11 protein-coding genes and 1 tRNA gene are annotated in these 17,600 nt (G+C 71.6%); 4 read left to right on the top strand and 8 right to left on the bottom strand.

The genetic code is table 11. The features are described 5' to 3' along the window. Positions 1–98: 98 nt before the first annotated feature. The 6 genes from BLT28_RS24655 to BLT28_RS24630 form a co-directional block, all read right to left on the bottom strand. Positions 99–1,070: a ribose-phosphate diphosphokinase gene (locus BLT28_RS24655; RefSeq protein ID WP_030427525.1), complete on the bottom strand. Its 972-nt coding sequence runs from the start codon at positions 1,068–1,070 to the stop codon at positions 99–101. Positions 1,071–1,096: 26 nt separating this feature from the next. After that, the gene (glmU, locus tag BLT28_RS24650; protein WP_052406903.1) at positions 1,097–2,620 is read right to left on the bottom strand and encodes a bifunctional UDP-N-acetylglucosamine diphosphorylase/glucosamine-1-phosphate N-acetyltransferase GlmU; all 1,524 of its coding nucleotides are present in this window, start codon (positions 2,618–2,620) and stop codon (positions 1,097–1,099) included. A gap of 106 nt (positions 2,621–2,726) precedes the next feature. Next, positions 2,727–4,355, bottom strand: a complete 1,629-nt coding sequence (locus tag BLT28_RS42595) for a GGDEF domain-containing protein (protein ID WP_052406904.1) — start codon at positions 4,353–4,355, stop codon at positions 2,727–2,729. 127 nt (positions 4,356–4,482) lie between these two features. Then, positions 4,483–6,405, bottom strand: coding sequence for a sensor domain-containing diguanylate cyclase (locus BLT28_RS24640; protein ID WP_081900033.1), 1,923 nt, complete (start codon positions 6,403–6,405; stop codon positions 4,483–4,485). A gap of 89 nt (positions 6,406–6,494) precedes the next feature. Beyond that, a tRNA-Gln gene (locus BLT28_RS24635) sits at positions 6,495–6,565 on the bottom strand. A 116-nt stretch (positions 6,566–6,681) separates the two neighbouring features. After that, entirely contained in the window at positions 6,682–7,902 is a 1,221-nt protein-coding gene (locus BLT28_RS24630) for an alpha/beta hydrolase family protein (RefSeq protein WP_052406957.1), read from the bottom strand. Between the two features lie 224 nt (positions 7,903–8,126). Here BLT28_RS24630 and BLT28_RS24625 point away from each other — a divergent pair, with 224 nt between their 5' ends. After that, complete coding sequence (locus BLT28_RS24625; RefSeq protein WP_030427530.1) at positions 8,127–9,098, top strand: acyl-CoA desaturase; 972 nt, start codon at positions 8,127–8,129, stop codon at positions 9,096–9,098. A gap of 160 nt (positions 9,099–9,258) precedes the next feature. Next, positions 9,259–9,858: a TetR/AcrR family transcriptional regulator gene (locus BLT28_RS24620; RefSeq protein WP_030427531.1), complete on the top strand. Its 600-nt coding sequence runs from the start codon at positions 9,259–9,261 to the stop codon at positions 9,856–9,858. A gap of 1 nt (position 9,859) precedes the next feature. On the opposite strand, the gene BLT28_RS24615 is transcribed toward BLT28_RS24620, so the two are convergent. Then, positions 9,860–11,881 carry a polysaccharide lyase 8 family protein gene (locus BLT28_RS24615; protein WP_030427532.1) on the bottom strand — a complete coding sequence of 674 codons (2,022 nt, stop codon included), beginning with the start codon at positions 11,879–11,881 and terminating at the stop codon, positions 9,860–9,862. Next, the gene (locus BLT28_RS24610) at positions 11,878–13,041 is read right to left on the bottom strand and encodes a PQQ-dependent sugar dehydrogenase (RefSeq protein WP_030427533.1); all 1,164 of its coding nucleotides are present in this window, start codon (positions 13,039–13,041) and stop codon (positions 11,878–11,880) included. Before BLT28_RS24610 ends, BLT28_RS24615 begins: the two co-directional genes overlap by 4 nt. A 238-nt stretch (positions 13,042–13,279) precedes the next feature. Between BLT28_RS24610 and BLT28_RS24605 the strand changes: the two genes are divergently transcribed. Beyond that, positions 13,280–13,948 carry an SDR family oxidoreductase gene (locus BLT28_RS24605; protein WP_162184796.1) on the top strand — a complete coding sequence of 223 codons (669 nt, stop codon included), beginning with the start codon at positions 13,280–13,282 and terminating at the stop codon, positions 13,946–13,948. A gap of 75 nt (positions 13,949–14,023) precedes the next feature. Further along, positions 14,024–17,587, top strand: a complete 3,564-nt coding sequence (gene mfd, locus BLT28_RS24600) for a transcription-repair coupling factor (protein ID WP_030427535.1) — start codon at positions 14,024–14,026, stop codon at positions 17,585–17,587. Positions 17,588–17,600 lie beyond the last annotated feature (13 nt).

Below are 17,600 nucleotides of genomic sequence, written 5' to 3'. Positions count from 1 at the left end.
CTCCGTACGTGTGTCGGTGCTGGTGCTGGTGCTGGTGCGGGTGCGGACCCTACGGAGGTGGGGCCGCACCCGCACGGACGCTTCGGCCGGTGCCGAAATCAGGCCTCGCCGTCGAACAGGCTGGTCACCGAGCCGTCGTCGAAGACCTGGTGGATCGCCTTGGCCAGCAGCGGCGCGATGGAGAGCACGGTCATCTGCGGGAAGCGCCGCTCGTCCGGGATGGGCAGCGTGTTGGTGAAGATGACCTCCTTGGCCCCGCAGTTGGCCAGTCGCTCGGTGGCCGGGCCGGAGAGCACGCCGTGGGTGGCCGCGATGATCACGTCCGCCGCGCCCTCGTCGAGCAGCTGCTCCACCGCCTTGGCGATGGTGCCGCCGGTGTCGACCATGTCGTCGATCACCACGCAGGTGCGGCCCTTGACCTCACCGACGACGCGGTTGGCCACCACCTCGTTCGGCTTGAGCGGGTCGCGGGTCTTGTGGATGAAGGCGATCGGGCAGCCGTCGAGGGTGTTGGCCCACTTCTCCGCCAGCTTGGTGCGCCCGGCGTCGGGGGAGACCACGGTGAGCTTGGCGTCGCTGTACTTGCCCCGCACGTGGTTGGCCAGCAGGGACATCGCCAGCAGGTGGTCGACCGGGCCGTCGAAGAAACCGGAGATCTGCGCGGTGTGCAGGTCCACGGTCATGATCCGGTCGGCGCCCGCGGTCTTGAACAGGTCGGCGATCAGCCGGGCCGAGATCGGCTCGCGGCCGCGGTGCTTCTTGTCCTGCCTCGCGTAGGGGTAGAACGGCATGATCACGGTGATCCGCTTGGCGCTGGCGCGCTTGAGCGCGTCGACCATGATCAGCTGTTCCATCACCCACTGGTTGATGGGCGCGGCGTGGCTCTGGATGACGAAGGCGTCGCAGCCGCGCACCGACTCCTCGAACCGGACGAAGATCTCGCCGTTGGCGAAGTCGTACGCCGCCTGGGGCGTGATCGGCACGTCCAGGTGCTTGGCGACCTCCTCGGCCAGCTCGGGATGGCTGCGCCCGGCGAAGAGCATCAGGCTCTTCTTGGGTGTCGCCGACATCGCGCTCGCGCTCACGGTCATGTCGTTCACTTCCCGTCCTCCGCGTCGTTGCCGGACTCATCATCGCTGTTCGCCGCCAGTGCTCGCGCCGCGGCTTCCGCCGCAGGCGTGCCGGAGCGCTTGCGTGTGACCCATCCCTCAACGTTGCGCTGCTTGGCCCGGGCCACCCCCATCGCGCCGGGGGGCACGTCGTTGATGATCACCGAACCGGCTGCTGTGTAGGCGCCGTCGCCCACGGTGACCGGCGCGACGAACATGTTGTCGGCCCCGGTGCGGGCGTGCGAGCCGATGGTGGTGTGGCTCTTGGTCACGCCGTCGTAGTTGACGAAGACGGTGGCCGCGCCGATGTTGCTGAAGTCACCGATCGTGGCGTCCCCGACGTAGGTCAGGTGGGGGACCTTGGTGCCCTCGCCGATCTTGGCGTTCTTGGTCTCCACGAAGGTGCCGATCTTGCCCTTCGTGCCGAGCCGGGTGCCGGGGCGGAGGTAGGCGAACGGGCCGACCGAGGCGCCGTCGCCGATCTCCGCGTCGGTGCCGTGGGTGCGCACGACCGAGGCGCCCGCCCCGACCGAGCAGGAGCTCAGCGTGGTGTCCGGGCCGACCACCGCGCCCTCGCCGACCTGCGTCGCGGCCTTCAGCTGGACGTTCGGTTCGAGCACGACGTCGCGGGCCAGCACCACGTCGGCGTCCAGCCAGACCGAGGCCGGATCGGTGACCGTGACGCCCTCGCGCATCCAGCCGGTGACCAGCCGCCGGTTCAGCTCGGCGCCGAGCGCGGCCAGCTGGACGCGGTCGTTGACGCCCTCCACCTGCCACACGTCCTCGCACACCAGCGCGCCGACCTTGCGCCCGTCGCCGCGGGCGATGCCGAGCACGTCGGTGAGGTAGAGCTCGCCCTGCGCGTTGGCGGTGGAGATCCGGCCGAGGCCGTCCCGCAGCACCGCCGCGTCGAAGGCGTAGACCCCGGAGTTGATCTCCTGGACCGCGCGCTGCTCCTCGGTGGCGTCCTTCTGCTCGACGATGGCCAGCACGCCGCCGTCGGCGTCCCGGAGCACCCGGCCGTAACCGGACGGATCGGGCACGACGGCGGTGAGAACCGTCACCGCGTTGCCCTGGTCACGGTGCTCGTCGAGGAGCCGTTCCAGGGTCGCGGTCGTCAGCAGCGGAACGTCGCCGTAGGTCACCAGGACGGTGCCGTCCGCGCCGGCGGGCAGGGCGGCGAGCGCGCAGCCGACCGCGTGCCCGGTGCCGTTCTGCTTGTCCTGCACGGCGGTGACGATCTTGCGGTCGAGCTGGTGCCCGATGCTCTCCAGCCGTTCGCCGACCGCCTGCCTGCCGTGGCCGACGACCACGACGAGGTGAGCGGGGTCCAGGCCCGCCGCGGCCCGGACGGCGTGTTCGATCAGCGGCCGTCCGGCCAGCGGGTGCAGCACCTTCGGGGTGGCCGAGCGCATTCGGGTGCCCTCGCCCGCGGCGAGCACGATTGCGTTGACCGGTCCTGGGGTGGTGGGGCCGCTGGAGGAGCCTGGGGCGGGTGCGCCCTGTGGCATCAGAGCTCTCCTTGGTCGTTTCGCGACAGACACGCGGGGCCCTCCAACCGGCGACCCCGGCGGGGGCGATCCTACGGGTGCCCCGACCGGCCCCGGCCCCGCGTCGTCAGCCGACCGCCACCCGGTTGCCACCCTGGTGTTTCGCCACGTACATCGTGGCGTCGGCGCGGCGCAGGGTCTCCTCGGCCGGTTCCCCCGGGCGCAGCCGGGTCAGCCCGGCGGACAGCGTGACCCCGTGCCCGACCGCCTTGGGCAGCGCCGCGACCGCCCGCACGGTCCGCTCCAGCGCCGCCCGCGCCTGCTCGGTGCCCGTCCCGGGCAGCACGACCACGAACTCGTCCCCGCCGTAGCGGGCCACCAGGTCGTCCGCCCGGACCGCGCCGCGCAGGGTGTCCGCGACCGCGCGCAGCACCGTGTCGCCGACCATGTGGCTGAGCCGGTCGTTGACCTCCTTGAAGCCGTCGAGGTCGAGCACCGCGACGATGACCGCGGGGTCGCCAGGCGCCAGCGCAGCCGCGCGCATCCGCTCGGCGAGCCCCCTGCGGTTGGCCAGCCCGGTCAGCGGGTCCTGCAACGCCTGCCTGGTCACGGTCCCGTGCACCCTGGCGAGCCGTTCGTGCTCCACGCGAGCCCGGATGGTGTCGATCACCGACTGCCGGACGCCCCAGAGGTGCTCCTCCATCGCGATCGCGTGCTGGTAGACGGGGTTGTCCGCGGGGTCGATGCCCTCCTGGACGGCGAACAGCCGAGAGTGCTCCCAGGTCAGCGTGAGCCGCAGCAGCCTGCTCTCGGTGCTGCCCCTGAACTCGCGCTGCAGGTCGGTGATCAACGCGATCCCGGTGCCCGGGTCGGCGAAGCAGCGGGCCAGCGCCACGGTCAGCTGGATCAGCTCGCCGGGCTCGCGCACCACCTCGCGCAGCCGCAGCAGCCGGTCGACGTGCGAGACGTTCGGATCGGCGAGGGCGAAGGCCACCGCGATCGCCCCGACCTCGTCCGCGGCCTTGCCCGCCGCGTCCTCGGCGAACATCGAGCCGCCCCACAGCTCCTCGGCCGTGCGGGCGAGCCGTTCCGACGCCGCGAAGCGCTCGGCGCTCTGCTCGGCGAAGCCCGCGCGCTCCAGCCGCAGGCCCCAGTCCAGCATCAGGCACAGCCGGTTGATCGTGAGGACCGTGCGCTGGTGCACGTCGTCGGCCGCGATGTGGCGCTCCGCGTTGTCCAGCGTCTCCTCGGCCAGCTCGTACGTGCCGAGTGCGGACAGGGTGCCGCTCAGCGTCAACAGCGCGCACGCCACCTTCTTGCCCCAGGCCGCCGGGGCCGTGCCCTCCGGCGGGTCGAGCGGCTCCGCCATGATCGCCAGCCCGCGCGCCGCCGCGACCAGCGCGTCGCTCTGCAGGGCCCACCGGATCGCGAACCGCCCGCGCAGCGCGTAGTGGTGGATCTCGTAGAGCGGTAGCTCGTGGGCGCGCGCCGTGGCTTCGAGCTCGTCCAGCAGCGACGCGACCGACTCGTCGTCGGGATTGGTGAGCAACCGCAGCACCAGCGCCCGGCGCAGCGTCGCGGCCAGCACCTCGCCGGAGGCCCCGCGCCGCGCCTTGGCCAGCAGGTCGTCGATCTCGGCGAGGATGGCCCAGCGCTCGTGCACCGGCACGCTCTGGGCGCGGGCGAGCAGCACGTTCCCGCGCTCGTTCAGCCATTCGCCGCTGGGGGAGGCGTCATCGCCGGGGGTCCGGGGCATCGGCGGCACCCCCTCGCGAAGATCTTCTGCTCCGATCGGACCACCGCACTCTAGGACCAGCGCTGTGGCGAGGACCACAGGCGAATCAGGAAAGTGAAAATCCCGGGGGTCTGTTCCGGGTTGGCGCTCAGGGGCCGGGCGGTGGCACCCAGCTCGGCGAGTGCGGCAGGTCGTCCGCGGTGTCCGCGCCGCTCACCGCGACCCTGCAGCCGCCCTGGCGCTTGGCCTGGTACATCGCGGCGTCGGCGCGGGCCAGCGCCTGCCCGGGGGTCTCCGCGGGCCGCACCGAGACCACGCCGATCGACAGCGTGACGCCACGGGAGAAGTCCACCGGCAGCCGCGACACGGCCTCGACCGCTCTGGACAGCGCCGCCTCGGCCGCGCCGAGCGGGGCCCCGGGCAGCAGCACCACGAACTCGTCCCCGCCGTAGCGGCCGACCAGGTCGTCACCGCGGAGCGCGTCGCGCAGCGTGCTCGCGATCACCCGCAGCACGTCGTCGCCCTCGGCGTGCGAGCACCGGTCGTTGACGCTCTTGAAGCCGTCCAGGTCCACCAGGGCCACCGACAGCGGGTAGGCCGACGGGGTGGCGACCAGCGCGTCCATCCGCTCGTCCAGCGCGCGGCGGTTGGGCAGCCCGGTCAACGGGTCCTGCAACGCCTGCTGCGCGATCGCGCCGTGCTCGCGGCTCAGCCGCTCGTGCTCCAGCCGGGTCAGCAGTGTGGCCACCCGCGCCTCGCGCAGCGTCCACAGCTCGTGCTCCAGCGCGGTCGCGTACGCCTCCAGCGCGTTGCTCGTCTCCCGGCCGCCGTCCGGCCCGCACAGCCGCGCGTACTCGCGGACCAGGCACAGCATCAGCGTCGGCTCGCTGGTGTCGCGCTCCAACTGCTTGCGCGTGGTGCCGAGGACCCGCTGCGCCTCCACGTCCCGCCCGGCCATCTCCAGGCAGCGCGAGAGCGCGATCGCCGTGACGATCTGCTCTCTGGGGTACATCGACAGCGTGAGCAGTTCCTCCAGCGAGGCGATGTGCTCGGGTCCCGGCCGGGACAGCGCGTGCGCCGCGCCCAGCATCGGCACCTGCGCGGCGGCCGGGCGGTCGCTGCGCCGCGGGAACAGCGACTCCCGCCACGGACCCTCCACCGAGACGGCGAGCGCGGAGGCGGTGGCGAACCGGTCGAGGGCCTCGTCGCCCTTGCCCACCCGCTCCAGCCGCAGGCCCCAGCCGAGCAGCAGCCGCACCCTGTTGATCATGTGCACGGCGATCTCGTGCGGCCCGCCGTTCTCCCGGACGCAGAGGTTCGCGCGGGCCAGCACCTCGTCGGCGAGCTCGTAGACGCCGAGCTGGGTGAGCACCAGGCCGATGTCGACCCAGGCCGCCGCCAGCAGGCGAGCCCAGTTGCGGCCGCCGAAGAGCACGTCGGGGACCGGATCGCCCTCCAGCATCACCAGTGCGGCGGCGACCTCGGAGAGCGCGGTGTCCTCGTAACCGGACATCAGCGCGCGGCGTCCGGCCAGCGCGTGCGCGTCGGCCTGCAGCACGATCAGCCCGTGCCTGCCGGTGTGGCTGAGCAGCTCCTCCAGCAGCGGATCGGTCAGCTCGCCGAGCCCCGGCGTGACCAGGCGGACGATCACCGAGGAGCGCAGGATCTGCGCGACCATTCTCGGTTCGCCGCGCCGCTGCGCCTCGGCGAGCAGGTCGTCGGCCTCGCGGGCGATGGCCAGCTGGGCCTCGAGGTCGCTGGACTGCGCCGTCGCGGTCAGTTCCCGGGCACGGCCGACCAGCCACGCGTCCGAGACCTCGGCGAGGGCGGGCGGTGGCGCGTCCTGATGTCTTTCCTGGCGCGAGGGTTGGTCCACGGGCCGGCTTCCGGGCGCCGCTTCCCCCTCCGAGGGCTCGGCCAGGGGGCGGATCGGGATGACCGGGAGGTCGGGGGTGGACAGCTCCAGGTCGGTCTGCTCCGGGGGAAGGTGCTCCAGCCGCCGCCGTCCCGTGCGGGACTCGTCCGGGCCGTACGCGGGACCGTCGACGCCGGTCTCCTGCTGCAGGTGCATTCACCCCCCTTGTGAACAGCCACGACGTGGTCGCGGGCACCGTGCCGGGCGCGCTCGCCGGTGCCGGGTACACCGGGAGGGCCCGTCCGCTCCGCCGCCAGGATTCGAACCTGAACCATCAGAACCAAAATCTGAGGTGCTGCCGTTACACCACGGCGGATAGTGGGCGATATCGCGCGCGGTATCGCTACCGCACGCAACGACATGGTGGCATGCGCGCGCCGTTCGTGGCAGGCAGGCCACACTTCTGGCTGTTTTCCGACAGCTTTTCCCCGGTCAGCGCCCCGCGGCCGCGACGGAGTTGGTAATGAAGTCCGTCACCGTTCGCTCGTAGCTCGCCCGGTCGTGGTTCCACAGCGCGACGTGCCCGGCACCCGGCATCTCGGTGTAGCGCAGCGGCCAGTTCAGCTTCCCGGCGGCCCAGGCCAGCTCGCGGGCGGCGCTCACCGGGACGGAGGTGTCGGCGTCCCCGTGCAGCAGCAGCGTCTCCGGCCGCGTCGCGGGCGGCCGCTGCGCCAGGTCGAACCGGTCGAAGTCCAGCCCGGCCCGCCAGCCGCTGATGGTCTTGGTCAGCGGCACCAGGAAGGTCGGCAGGCCCCGCTGTTCCGCCTGGAAGGTGAGGGTCCTGCTCCAGCTCACCACCGGCGAGTCCAGGACCACCGCGGCGATCTTGGGGGCCAGTGCCGACCTGGCCAGCAGCTGCCCGATCACCGCCCCGCCCATCGAGTAGCCGTAGAGCACGAACCGCTTGGCGCCGTTGCCCAGCGCCATCCGCATGGCCGCCTCGACGTCCCGCCATTCCGCATCACCCAGGTGGTGCAGGCCGTCCGCGGAGCCGGGGGCGTCCCGGTCGTTGCGGTAGCTGATCGACAGGGAGGCCAGCCCCGCCCGGTGCAGCGGGCCGATCATCCGCAGCGTCTCGGTGTAGCTGGCGTTGTGCCCGTGCACCGCGATCACCCAGGTCTGCGGCTCGATCCCGGCCGGCGGGCCGACGTACCAGGCCTTGGCGCCGCCCAGCTCGGTCGGCACCACGACCTCGCTGAAGTCCAGTCCGAAGGCCGTGCGCGGGTTGCCCGCTCCCCAGACGTCCGCGTTCACCCGGACGCGCGCTCCGATCGGCGGTAGCGCGCCGCCGAGCAGCCGCCGCTCCACCTTTCCGGGTGAGCGGCCGAGGATCTCGCCGACCTGCGCGGAGCCGGACAGCTCGGTGGACCACCGGATGTCCCAGATCCCCGGGCGCAGGGTGCCCTCGTTTTCGGCCAGTGTGACGCTCTTCACGCCGTTGCGGTCGTGCACGGCGAAGACCTCGTCGTAGTACCGCGGCGCCGAGTGGTTCGGAACGAGCAGCACCGACGAGTAGTAGTACGAGCCGCCCGCGGCCGCGGCGCCCAGCAGCAGCACTATGACCAGGACGAACACGGCCAGGCGGCGCCGCGGTGACCTGCGTCGCGCGGACGGCCGCTCCGCCGGGGCCTCGGCGACGGGTGAAGTCGTCATGCCGGGGATCATCCGCGATCCGCCGCTCGGTGCCGGTGTGATCCCGGAACACCGCGGGCCGCCGGTGCCCGACACGCCCGATTTGATGCGACACGCCGTGAGTTGTCACTCGGGGGGTGACGGGTGGCTCACGCTCAACTTACGCTTGCGTAGGTTACGGTTCCGTAGCCGTAGGGAAGAGTCGTACGGACTCGCCTGTGCCGAAGTGACGAGGTAGCCAACGCATGACGCTGACATCCGAGCCCTCCACGCGTCCCGGGGTAGCCGGGGCGGAGCCCGCGCGTGGCCCCAAGCCGATGTTCGACGAGCCCCGCTCCCGTGTCGGGCAGATCGTCGTGTTCGCGTTCGTGATCATCCCGACGTTGGCGCTCATCGCGGCCGTCCCCTTCGCCTGGGGCTGGGGGCTCGGCTGGGTGGACGTCGCGCTCGCGCTGGTCTTCTACTACATCGGCGGGCTCGGCGTGACCGTCGGCTACCACCGCTACTTCACCCACGGCTCGTTCAAGGCCAAGCGCTGGGTGCGCGTCATGCTCGCGATCGCGGGCAGCAGCGCGGTGCAGGGCCCGATCCTGCACTGGGTCGCCGACCACCGGCGGCACCACGCGTTCTCCGACAAGGAGGGCGACCCGCACTCGCCGTGGCTCTACGGCACCTCGCCATGGGCGCTGACCAAGGGCTTCTGGCACGCCCACATGGGCTGGATGCTGCGCAGGGACGTCACCAACGCCGAGCGCTTCGCGCCGGACCTGTTGGCGGACAAGGACATCCGCCGCGTCGACAAGCTGTTCGTGCTGTGGATCGTGCTCAGCCTCGGCCTGCCCGCGCTGCTCGGCGGCCTGATCACCTGGTCCCTGTGGGGTGCGGTCACCGCGTTCTTCTGGGCGGGCGTCGTGCGCATCGCCGTGCTGCACCACGTGACCTGGTCGGTGAACTCGGTCTGCCACATGATCGGCGAGCGGCCGTTCAAGTCCAAGGACAAGGCGGCGAACTTCTGGCCGCTGGCGATCCTGTCCTTCGGCGAGTCCTGGCACAACCTGCACCACGCCGACCCGACCTCGGCTCGGCACGGCGTCAAGCGCGGCCAGATCGACACCTCCGCGCGGGTCATCTGGATCTTCGAGAAGTTCGGCTGGGTGTGGAACGTCCGCTGGCCCACCGAGGCGCGGCTGGCGCGGATCACCGTCGACCAGCACTGATCGGCACCGAGGCGTTACGGCACCGGGGGCTCCTCCTCGCAGGGGTCCCCGGTAATTCGTTGGCGAAGTGCATAAACTTGTCGCCACAGTTCACTTGCGACGGTGCCGACACACGCGTGCCGCCATCGCGGGAGGGGGAGCTCCGGTGGCCCGTGTACGGATGACCGGCAAGGAGCGACGGCAACAGCTGCTGGACATCGGCAGGAAGCTGTTCGCGGAGAAGGGCTTCGACGGGACCTCCATCGAGGAGGTCGCGCACCGCGCCGGGGTGAGCAAGCCCGTCGTGTACGAGCACTTCGGCGGCAAGGAGGGGCTCTACGCGGTCGTCGTCGACCGCGAGATGCAGGTCCTGCTGGACGGCATGGTCTCCGCGCTCTCCGTCGCCGACCACCCCAGGGAGCTGCTGGAGCGGGCGGCCAGCTCGTTGCTGGACTACATCGAGGACTCCACCGACGGGTTCCGGATCCTGGTGCGGGACTCCCCGGTCGCGGCGAGCACGGGCACCTTCTCCAGTCTGCTCAACGACATCGCCAGCCAGGTCGAGGACATCCTCGGCCAGCAGTTCTCCTCCCGGGGCTACGACGCGAAGCTGGCCGCGCTGTACGCGCAGGCGCTCGTGGGCATGGTCGCGCTGACCGGCCAGTGGTGGCTGGAGGCGCGCAAGCCGAAGAAGGACGACGTGGTCGCGCACCTGGTCAACCTGTGCTGGAACGGCCTGTCCCACCTGGACCACAAGCCCAAGCGCCGCGTCCGGTCCTGACTCACCCGAAGCGCACGCGATAGGTCTTCCCGGCCGCCGCGTCGATCGTGATGCGCAGCCCTCGCGGCAGCTTGGTCACCAGCACCCCGGGATCGGCCGCCGACACCCGCAGATCCGGGCGAGCTACGTTCAGCACCAACGGTTCCTGCGAGCGCGTCGGGTCGGAGACCGCCAGTGCGCGCCGACTGAACACGACTGCCGCCGGGTTCTCCGCGGTCAGGTCCTCGACGGCGCCGGACTCGTAGAAGTTCACCGCGAGGACGTCGCCGTGCCGCACCGCCTGGATCCGCGCGGTGTTGCGGAGCACGACCGACCTGGGGTTCCTGGCGTGCTCGGCCGTTTCGGTCGCGGTGCAGCCGGGGAGCAGCACGTACTGGTAGGTGCTCGACCGCGGGTTGCGGCCGTGGTCGAAGAGCAGAACGGCGTACTCGCCCGTCTCGGTGCGGATGTCACCGCCCGCCGGGAAGAGGTAGCCGCCGACACCGGCGAGGTGGGCCCAGCCCGGGCCGGTGGTGAAGGCGGCGGGCGTCCTGCGGTTCTCCACCGTCGTGATGATGTCGCCGTCCTCGCTGGAGACGCCCGCGCCCAGCGCGACGATCTCGTCACCGAACATGAACCAGGACTTGGTGCCGCGCAACGAGTTCGGCGCTCCGGGCCGACCGTTGTCGAGCTGGTCGGGGCCTGCGGTGAAGCGCATCCCGAAACTGCCGGTGTCGCGGTCCGCGGTGACTCCGCCGACCCATGCGTCCGGCCCCTGGAAGCCGCCGAACCACAGGTTGTCCGCCGGCGTCCGGGGATGCGTCGTCGCGGTCGCGGTCGTCGTCCCCGGCAACCGGTACATGTCCACTGTGGACCAGAAGTCACCGGAGTAGTGCTGGACGTCGTCGTTGTAGAGGTAGGTCATGCCCTCGCCGGTGTACCAGCCGCGCAGGTTCTCGCCGTTGCCCGACTCGTAGCCGTTGATCCTGTTGCTGCGCGCGGAGACCGCGAACACCCAGTCGCCGCGGTGGTGCACCACGCGATCCATGTCGGCGAACGTGTGGTGGGAGGTCTTCGGTTCCGAGGGCGGCGCCACGGCCTTGCGGAGCAGGACGATCTCGCCCGCGCTCGCGGTCCGCTCGTAGGTCCCGGACTGCACGAGGCTGCCGATGAGCGGGCCGATCTCCTTGGTGCGCAACAAGGTGAGGGCGCTGACGAGCTGGCGTCCCCAGGCGTGGTCGTCGGTGCTCCTGGTGATCGAGCGGCCACGGACGAACGACATCACCTGGCCTCGGAAGGTGATCGGCTCGAAGCTGTCGAACACCCACCGCCTGACCGTCTCCGGAACCGGATCACCGAGCACGGCGAGGGTTCTCGCCACGCTGCCGAGCAGGACGACGCCGTACGTGCCGGTGTAGGCGTGCCGTTGGTGCTGGACGAAGGAACCGTCGCGGTAGAAGCCGTCGCCGGTGATCACGTACTCGTAGACCTTGTCGAGCGCGCGACGTGCCTCGGCGATGAGCTTGGTGTCGTCGCTGAGCAGTCCGCGCCGGAGGTGGATGTAGGCCTTGTCCGCCCGGTTCGCTCCGGTCTCCTCCTCGGCGGGGTTGGCCGTTCGTCGCGTCGGGTCGGGGACGAAGCGGCGAACGGCCCTGAGCAGCGCGGGAATGCGCGCTCGGGTCAGCGCGAGGGTGTCCAGCAGGAGGTTGGGAATGCCGATCTCCCACTCCCACCAGTTGCCGACCTCGTCCATGTCCTCCCGGTAGCGGTGGCGCGCTGTCCATTCGAGCGCTTCGGCCACCACGTCCTTGGTGCTCGCGGACAGGGCCATCGCGCGCAGCCGGGACAGCGCCGCGGTGGTGTGCTCGGCCCCCGGTCCCGCGAGGTCCGGCCACAGCGACGTCCTGCCGGGCGATCTGTCCATAGTGGACAGAAGGGTGCGGGCGCGGGACTCGGCGCGCTCGATGGCGGCCGCGATCAGCGGATCCCCGGGATCGGCGTCCTTGCCGCCGGTCAGCAGGTCGAGCCAGCGCCCCGTGCTCACCGGCTGATCCGGAGCAACTTGTCGTCGTCGCCGTTGGATGTCGTCACGTACAGCGCCCCGTCCGGCCCCGGTCGGGCGCCGCGGAGCCTGCCGTGCGTGTCGTTGAGCTCCGCGGGCGTCGCGACCTGGCGCACCGCCCCGGCCGGGTCGAGGGTGAACAGCATCAGCTTGCTGCCCTTGAGCGCGGTCACGGCGAGCGTGCCGTCCAGGTCGCCCCAGTTCAGCCCGGACAGGAACGCGGCGCCGCACAAGGCTTCGGTCGGCGAGCCCGAACTCCACGTGGCGGCGACCGCGTCGGGGAACCGCCGCAGGTCTGTCATCGGCACGTCCTCGTCATACCCGCCGACCGTGCCCCCGCGCGAGGGGTCCCACCCGTAGTTTCCGCCTGGCCGCAGCAGGTTGACCTCGTCATCGACGTCCGGCCCGTGCTCGGCGGCGAAGACCTGGTCGGTCCCCGGCCGCTTGGCGAGGCCCTGCACGTTGCGGTGCCCGTATGTCCACAATAGACGTTCCTGGGGGTCCGCCGAGCCCGCGAACGGGTTGCCGGGCGCGGGCCCGCCGGTTTCCAGGTCGAGCCGCAACACCTTGCCGCCCAAGCCGTTGCGGTCCTGGGCCGAGGCCGCCCGCGCGGCGTCCCCGGTGCCGACGAGCAGCGAGCCGTCGTTGGCCAGCTCCATCCGGCACCCGGAATGCCGCCCGCTGCTGACCGGGATCCCGGTCAGCAGGTTCCCGGTCCGCTCCGCCCGCGTCCCGTCCTCCGACAACCGCCAGTTCACCAGGCGCGTGTCCGCCTGCGTGGTCTGGCACGTCACGAACCGCCGGTTGGTGGCGAACGCCGGGTGCACGAGGAGGCCCATCAACCCGCCCTCGCTCCGCGCGAACAGGTCGGCGAAGTCCGCCTGCACCGCCGTCGCGGTCGCGCCGGGCCTGGTGCTCGACAGCAGCGTCAGCTTTCCCGGCCGCTGGGTGACGAGCGCCTTGCCGTCGGGGAGGAAACCCACGTCCCACCCGTGCGTCAGCCCGGCCGTGACCACCTCGACGTTGAGCGTCGGCGCCCGACCGGCCGCGGGCGCGTTCCCCTGCGGCTGGGGCGAGCCCTGCCCGGAACACCCGGCTGCGAGCGCCAGGACTGCAACAACCGCAACGCTGCGCTTGGTCACGCCCCCATGGTCGCCCTGTTCACGTACAACCGCCGTGAGAACCCACCTCGGTCGTGCTCAACGCGCGTTGGTGCGGCTGTTTGTCCACATCGACGGGTGTTGTCCACAGGTGCGCTGATCACCGGTTTCGCGGGGGCTGTGATCGGTAGGCTGGGCGTGGGGTCGCCCCCCGGGAGGGTGGGGGGTTGATGAGGGCTGGGAAGTGCGGCCCGGCCGCAGGGGAGTGGAGGGGGAGCGCGTGATCATCGAGGCTGGACAGGTCGCCTACGTCAGCGGAGCGGCCAGCGGGATCGGGCGCGTGGACCTCCTGTTCAACAACGCGGGCGTCGGCTACGGCGGCAAGATGCTCTGGGAGAGCACCGACGAGGAGTGGCGGCGGACCTTCGACGTCAACGTCTTCGGCGTGATGAACGGGATCCGCGCGTTCGTGCCGGAGATGATCGAGGCCGGACGCGGGCACGTGATCAACACCGCCTCGCTGGCCGGGCTGAGCGGAGCCCCGCTGCAGAGCGCCTACGGGCCCAGCAAGCACGCCGTCGTCGCGCTCTCGGAGACCCTGCTCCTGGAACTGCGCTCGCGCGGGCACACCGGCGTCGGCGTGAGCGTCGTCTGCCCCGGCTTCGTCAACACCCCGATGGCCGCGGGGGTCTTCGCCCTGCCCCACGCCGAACCCGACTCCGAGCACTACCGCATGGTCCGCGACAGCCTCCCCGACCAGGCTGCGATGGACGAACTAATCGCTGGACTGCGCACCGCGGCCGACACCATGATCGACGCGGACGTCGCCGCCGAGCGGATCCTCGCCGCGGTCGAACGAGACGTCCTGCACGTCCTGCCCAACGGCGACCTCGACAACAAGGCCAGGGAGCGGGCACAGGCCGTGCTGGACGCCCTCGACGCCGGCTGAACGGGCGCGGCGAGCCACCGTCGGACCCACGACGTAGTCTCGGGGTGCACTCGGCAATACGGAGGGAACGTCACGATGGCGGCATCGTTGTCCGGCCTGCTCAGCACTCTCGGCAGGGCGGAGGCGCTGCGTGCGGTCGCCGACGCCGCCGGGACGACCTCGGTGGAGCTGGAGGGACCGCCCGCCGCCAGGGCACTGGTCGCCGCGACCCTCGCCACCAAGAGCACCGTGCTCGTCGTCACCGCCACCGGGCGCGAAGCCGACGAGCTCACCACGACCCTCGGCGACCTCCTCGGCCCCGACGTCGTGGCATCGCTGCCGTCCTGGGAGACGCTGCCGCACGAACGCCTCTCCCCGCGCGCGGACACCGTCGGCAAACGCCTCACCGTGCTGCGCCGCCTCGCCCACCCCGAGGAGACCACGCCGATCAAGGTCGTCGTGGCGACCGTGCGCAGCCTCATCCAGCCGATGGCGCCCGGCCTCGGCGACCTCGAACCCGTGCGGCTGCGGATCGGCGCCGAACACGACTTCGCCGAACTCGTCGAACGGCTCGTCGACCTCGCCTACGCCCGCGTCGACCTCGTCGAGAAGCGCGGCGAGTTCGCCGTGCGCGGCGGCATCCTGGACGTCTTCCCGCCCACCGCCGAACACCCCGTGCGCGTGGAGTTCTGGGGCGACGAGGTCTCCGAGATCCGCGCGTTCTCCGTCGCCGACCAGCGATCCCTGCCCGACGAGCTGACCGAGCTGCACGCGCCGCCCTGCCGCGAACTGCTGCTGACCGCGCCGGTCCGCGAACGCGCCGAGAAGCTCGCCGAACAGCACGCGGGCGACGCGCACCTCGCCGAGATGCTCACCAAGCTCGCCCAGGGCATCCCCTGCGAGGGCATGGAAGCGCTGATCCCCGCGCTGCTGCCGGGCGAACTGCAGCTGCTCACCGACGTGGTCCCCGAAGGCACCCACGTCCTGCTCGCCGACCCGGAGAAGATCCGCACCCGCGCCCACGACCTCGTCCGCACCGGCCAGGAGTTCCTGGAAGCCTCGTGGATGGCGGCGGCGGGCGGCGGGTCCGCGCCGATCGACCTCGGCGCCACCGCCTACCGCGCCCTCGGCGAGATCGCCGACCACGCCAGGGCCAGCGGCAGGCCCTGGTGGACGCTGAGCCAGTTCTCCTCCGGCCCGGCCACCGGCGCGATCCGGCTCGGCCTCAAACCCGTCGACGCCTACCACGGCGAACTGGACCGGGCCTTCGCCGACCTGCGCGCGCACACCGCGGCGGGCGGAGCCGCGGTGCTCGTGGTCCCCGGAGCCGGAACCGCGCAGCGCGCCTGCGAACAGCTCCGCGACGCCGAAGTGCCCGCGGTGCACGCCCAGGACGGGCTCGGCGAGCCGCCCGCCGCCGGGGTCGTCACCGTCGCCTGCGGCGGCATGGAGGACGGCTTCGCCGTACCGGACGTGGCACTGGTCGTGCTCACCGAGACCGACCTCACCGGCGGCCGCGGCGGAACGTCCACAAAGGACATGCGGCGGATGCCGTCCAAGCGCCGCAACGCCGTCGACCCGCTCGCGCTCAAGACCGGCGACTACGTCGTGCACGAACAGCACGGCATCGGCCGCTACATCGAGATGGTCCAGCGCACCGTGGCCGGAGCCACCCGGGAGTACCTGGTGCTGGAGTACGCCTCCAGCAAGCGCGGCCAGCCCGGCGACCGGCTGTTCGTCCCGACCGACCAGCTCGACGAGGTCTCCCGCTACGTCGGCGGCGAGCTGCCCACGCTGAACAAGCTCGGCGGCGCCGACTGGAAGAACACCAAAGCCAAGGCGCGCAAGGCGGTCAAGCAGATCGCGGCCGAACTGGTCCAGCTCTACGCGGCCCGCCAGTCCGCCCCGGGGCACGCCTTCGGCAAGGACACGCCCTGGCAGCGGGAGCTGGAGGACGCCTTCGCCTACGTCGAGACCGCCGACCAGATGGGCGCGATCGAAGAGGTCAAGGCGGACATGGAGAAGCCGGTCCCGATGGACCGGGTGATCTGCGGTGACGTCGGCTACGGCAAGACCGAGATCGCGGTGCGCGCGGCCTTCAAGGCGGTGCAGGACGGCAAGCAGGTCGTCGTGCTGGTGCCCACCACCCTGCTGGCGCAGCAGCACCTCAACACCTTCACCGAGCGGATGCGCGCCTTCCCCGTCGTGGTCAAGGGCCTGTCCCGGTTCACCGACCCGGCTGAGGCGGAGCAGGTCATCGCCGGACTCGCCGACGGCGACGTGGACGTGGTCATCGGAACGCACCGGCTGCTGCAGACCGGACTGCGCTACAAGGACCTCGGCCTGGTGATCGTCGACGAGGAACAGCGCTTCGGCGTCGAGCACAAGGAGCACATCAAGGCGCTGCGCACCCACGTCGACGTGCTGACCATGTCGGCGACGCCGATCCCGCGCACCCTGGAGATGAGCCTCGCCGGCATCCGCGAGATGTCCACCATCCTCACCCCGCCCGAGGAGCGGCACCCGGTGCTGACCTACGTCGGCGCCTACGACGACAAGCAGGTCGCCGCCGCCATCCGGCGCGAGCTGCTCCGCGACGGCCAGGTCTTCTACGTGCACAACCGGGTCAGCTCGATCGAGAAGGCCGCGCGCCGCATCCGCGAACTGGTGCCCGAGGCCCGCGTGGTCACCGCGCACGGCCAGATGAACGAGGACCGCCTCGAAAAGATCATCGAGGGCTTCTGGGAGAACGAGTACGACGTCCTGGTCTGCACCACGATCGTCGAGACCGGCCTGGACATCTCCAACGCCAACACGCTCATCGTCGAGCGCGGCGACATGCTCGGCCTGTCCCAGCTGCACCAGCTGCGCGGGCGCGTCGGCCGCGGCCGCGAACGCGGCTACGCCTACTTCCTCTACCCGCCGGAGAAACCGCTCACCGAGCAGGCACACGACCGGCTCGCCACCATCGCGCAGAACTCCGAACTCGGCGCCGGCATGGCCGTGGCCATGAAGGACCTGGAGATCCGCGGCGCCGGCAACATCCTCGGCGCCGAGCAGTCCGGGCACATCGCGGGCGTCGGCTTCGACCTCTACGTCCGGCTCGTGGGTGAGGCCGTGGACGCCTTCCGCAAGCACGCGGGCGCGAGCACCGGCGAGGAGGACGAGGAGCTGGCCGACGTCCGGGTCGAACTGCCCGTCGACGCGCACATCCCGCACGACTACGTGCCGGGGGAGCGACTGCGGCTGGAGGCCTACCGCAAGATCGCCGCGGCCGGGGACGCCGCCGCGCTGGACGCGGTGCGCGAGGAGCTGACCGACCGCTACGGCCAGCTGCCCGAGCCCGTCGAGCACCTGCTGGCCGTCGCCGCCTTCCGCCAGGTCTGCCGCCGCCACGGCATCACCGAGGTGGCCGTGCAGGGCAGCACCCTCCGGTTCGCGCCGATGGAGCTGCGCGACTCGCAGACCGTCCGGCTCAAGCGGTTGTACCCCAAGGCCGTGCACAAGCCCGCCGTGAAGACGGTCTCCGTGCCGCGGCCCACCGAGGGCGCGGCGGGCGGGCGGATCGGGGCCCCGCTGCTGCGCGACCGCGAGCTGCTGGACTGGTGCGCCGAGTTCCTGGGGTCCGTCGCCCCCTCACCCCAGCCCGCAAGCGTGTGACCAGGCATTATTC

The sequence above is a fragment of the Allokutzneria albata genome (genome assembly GCF_900103775.1).
GTDB classification, from domain to species: domain Bacteria; phylum Actinomycetota; class Actinomycetes; order Mycobacteriales; family Pseudonocardiaceae; genus Allokutzneria; species Allokutzneria albata.
The sequence above is the reverse complement of the archived record's forward strand: the minus strand, read 5'-3'. Positions and strand labels throughout refer to the sequence as shown.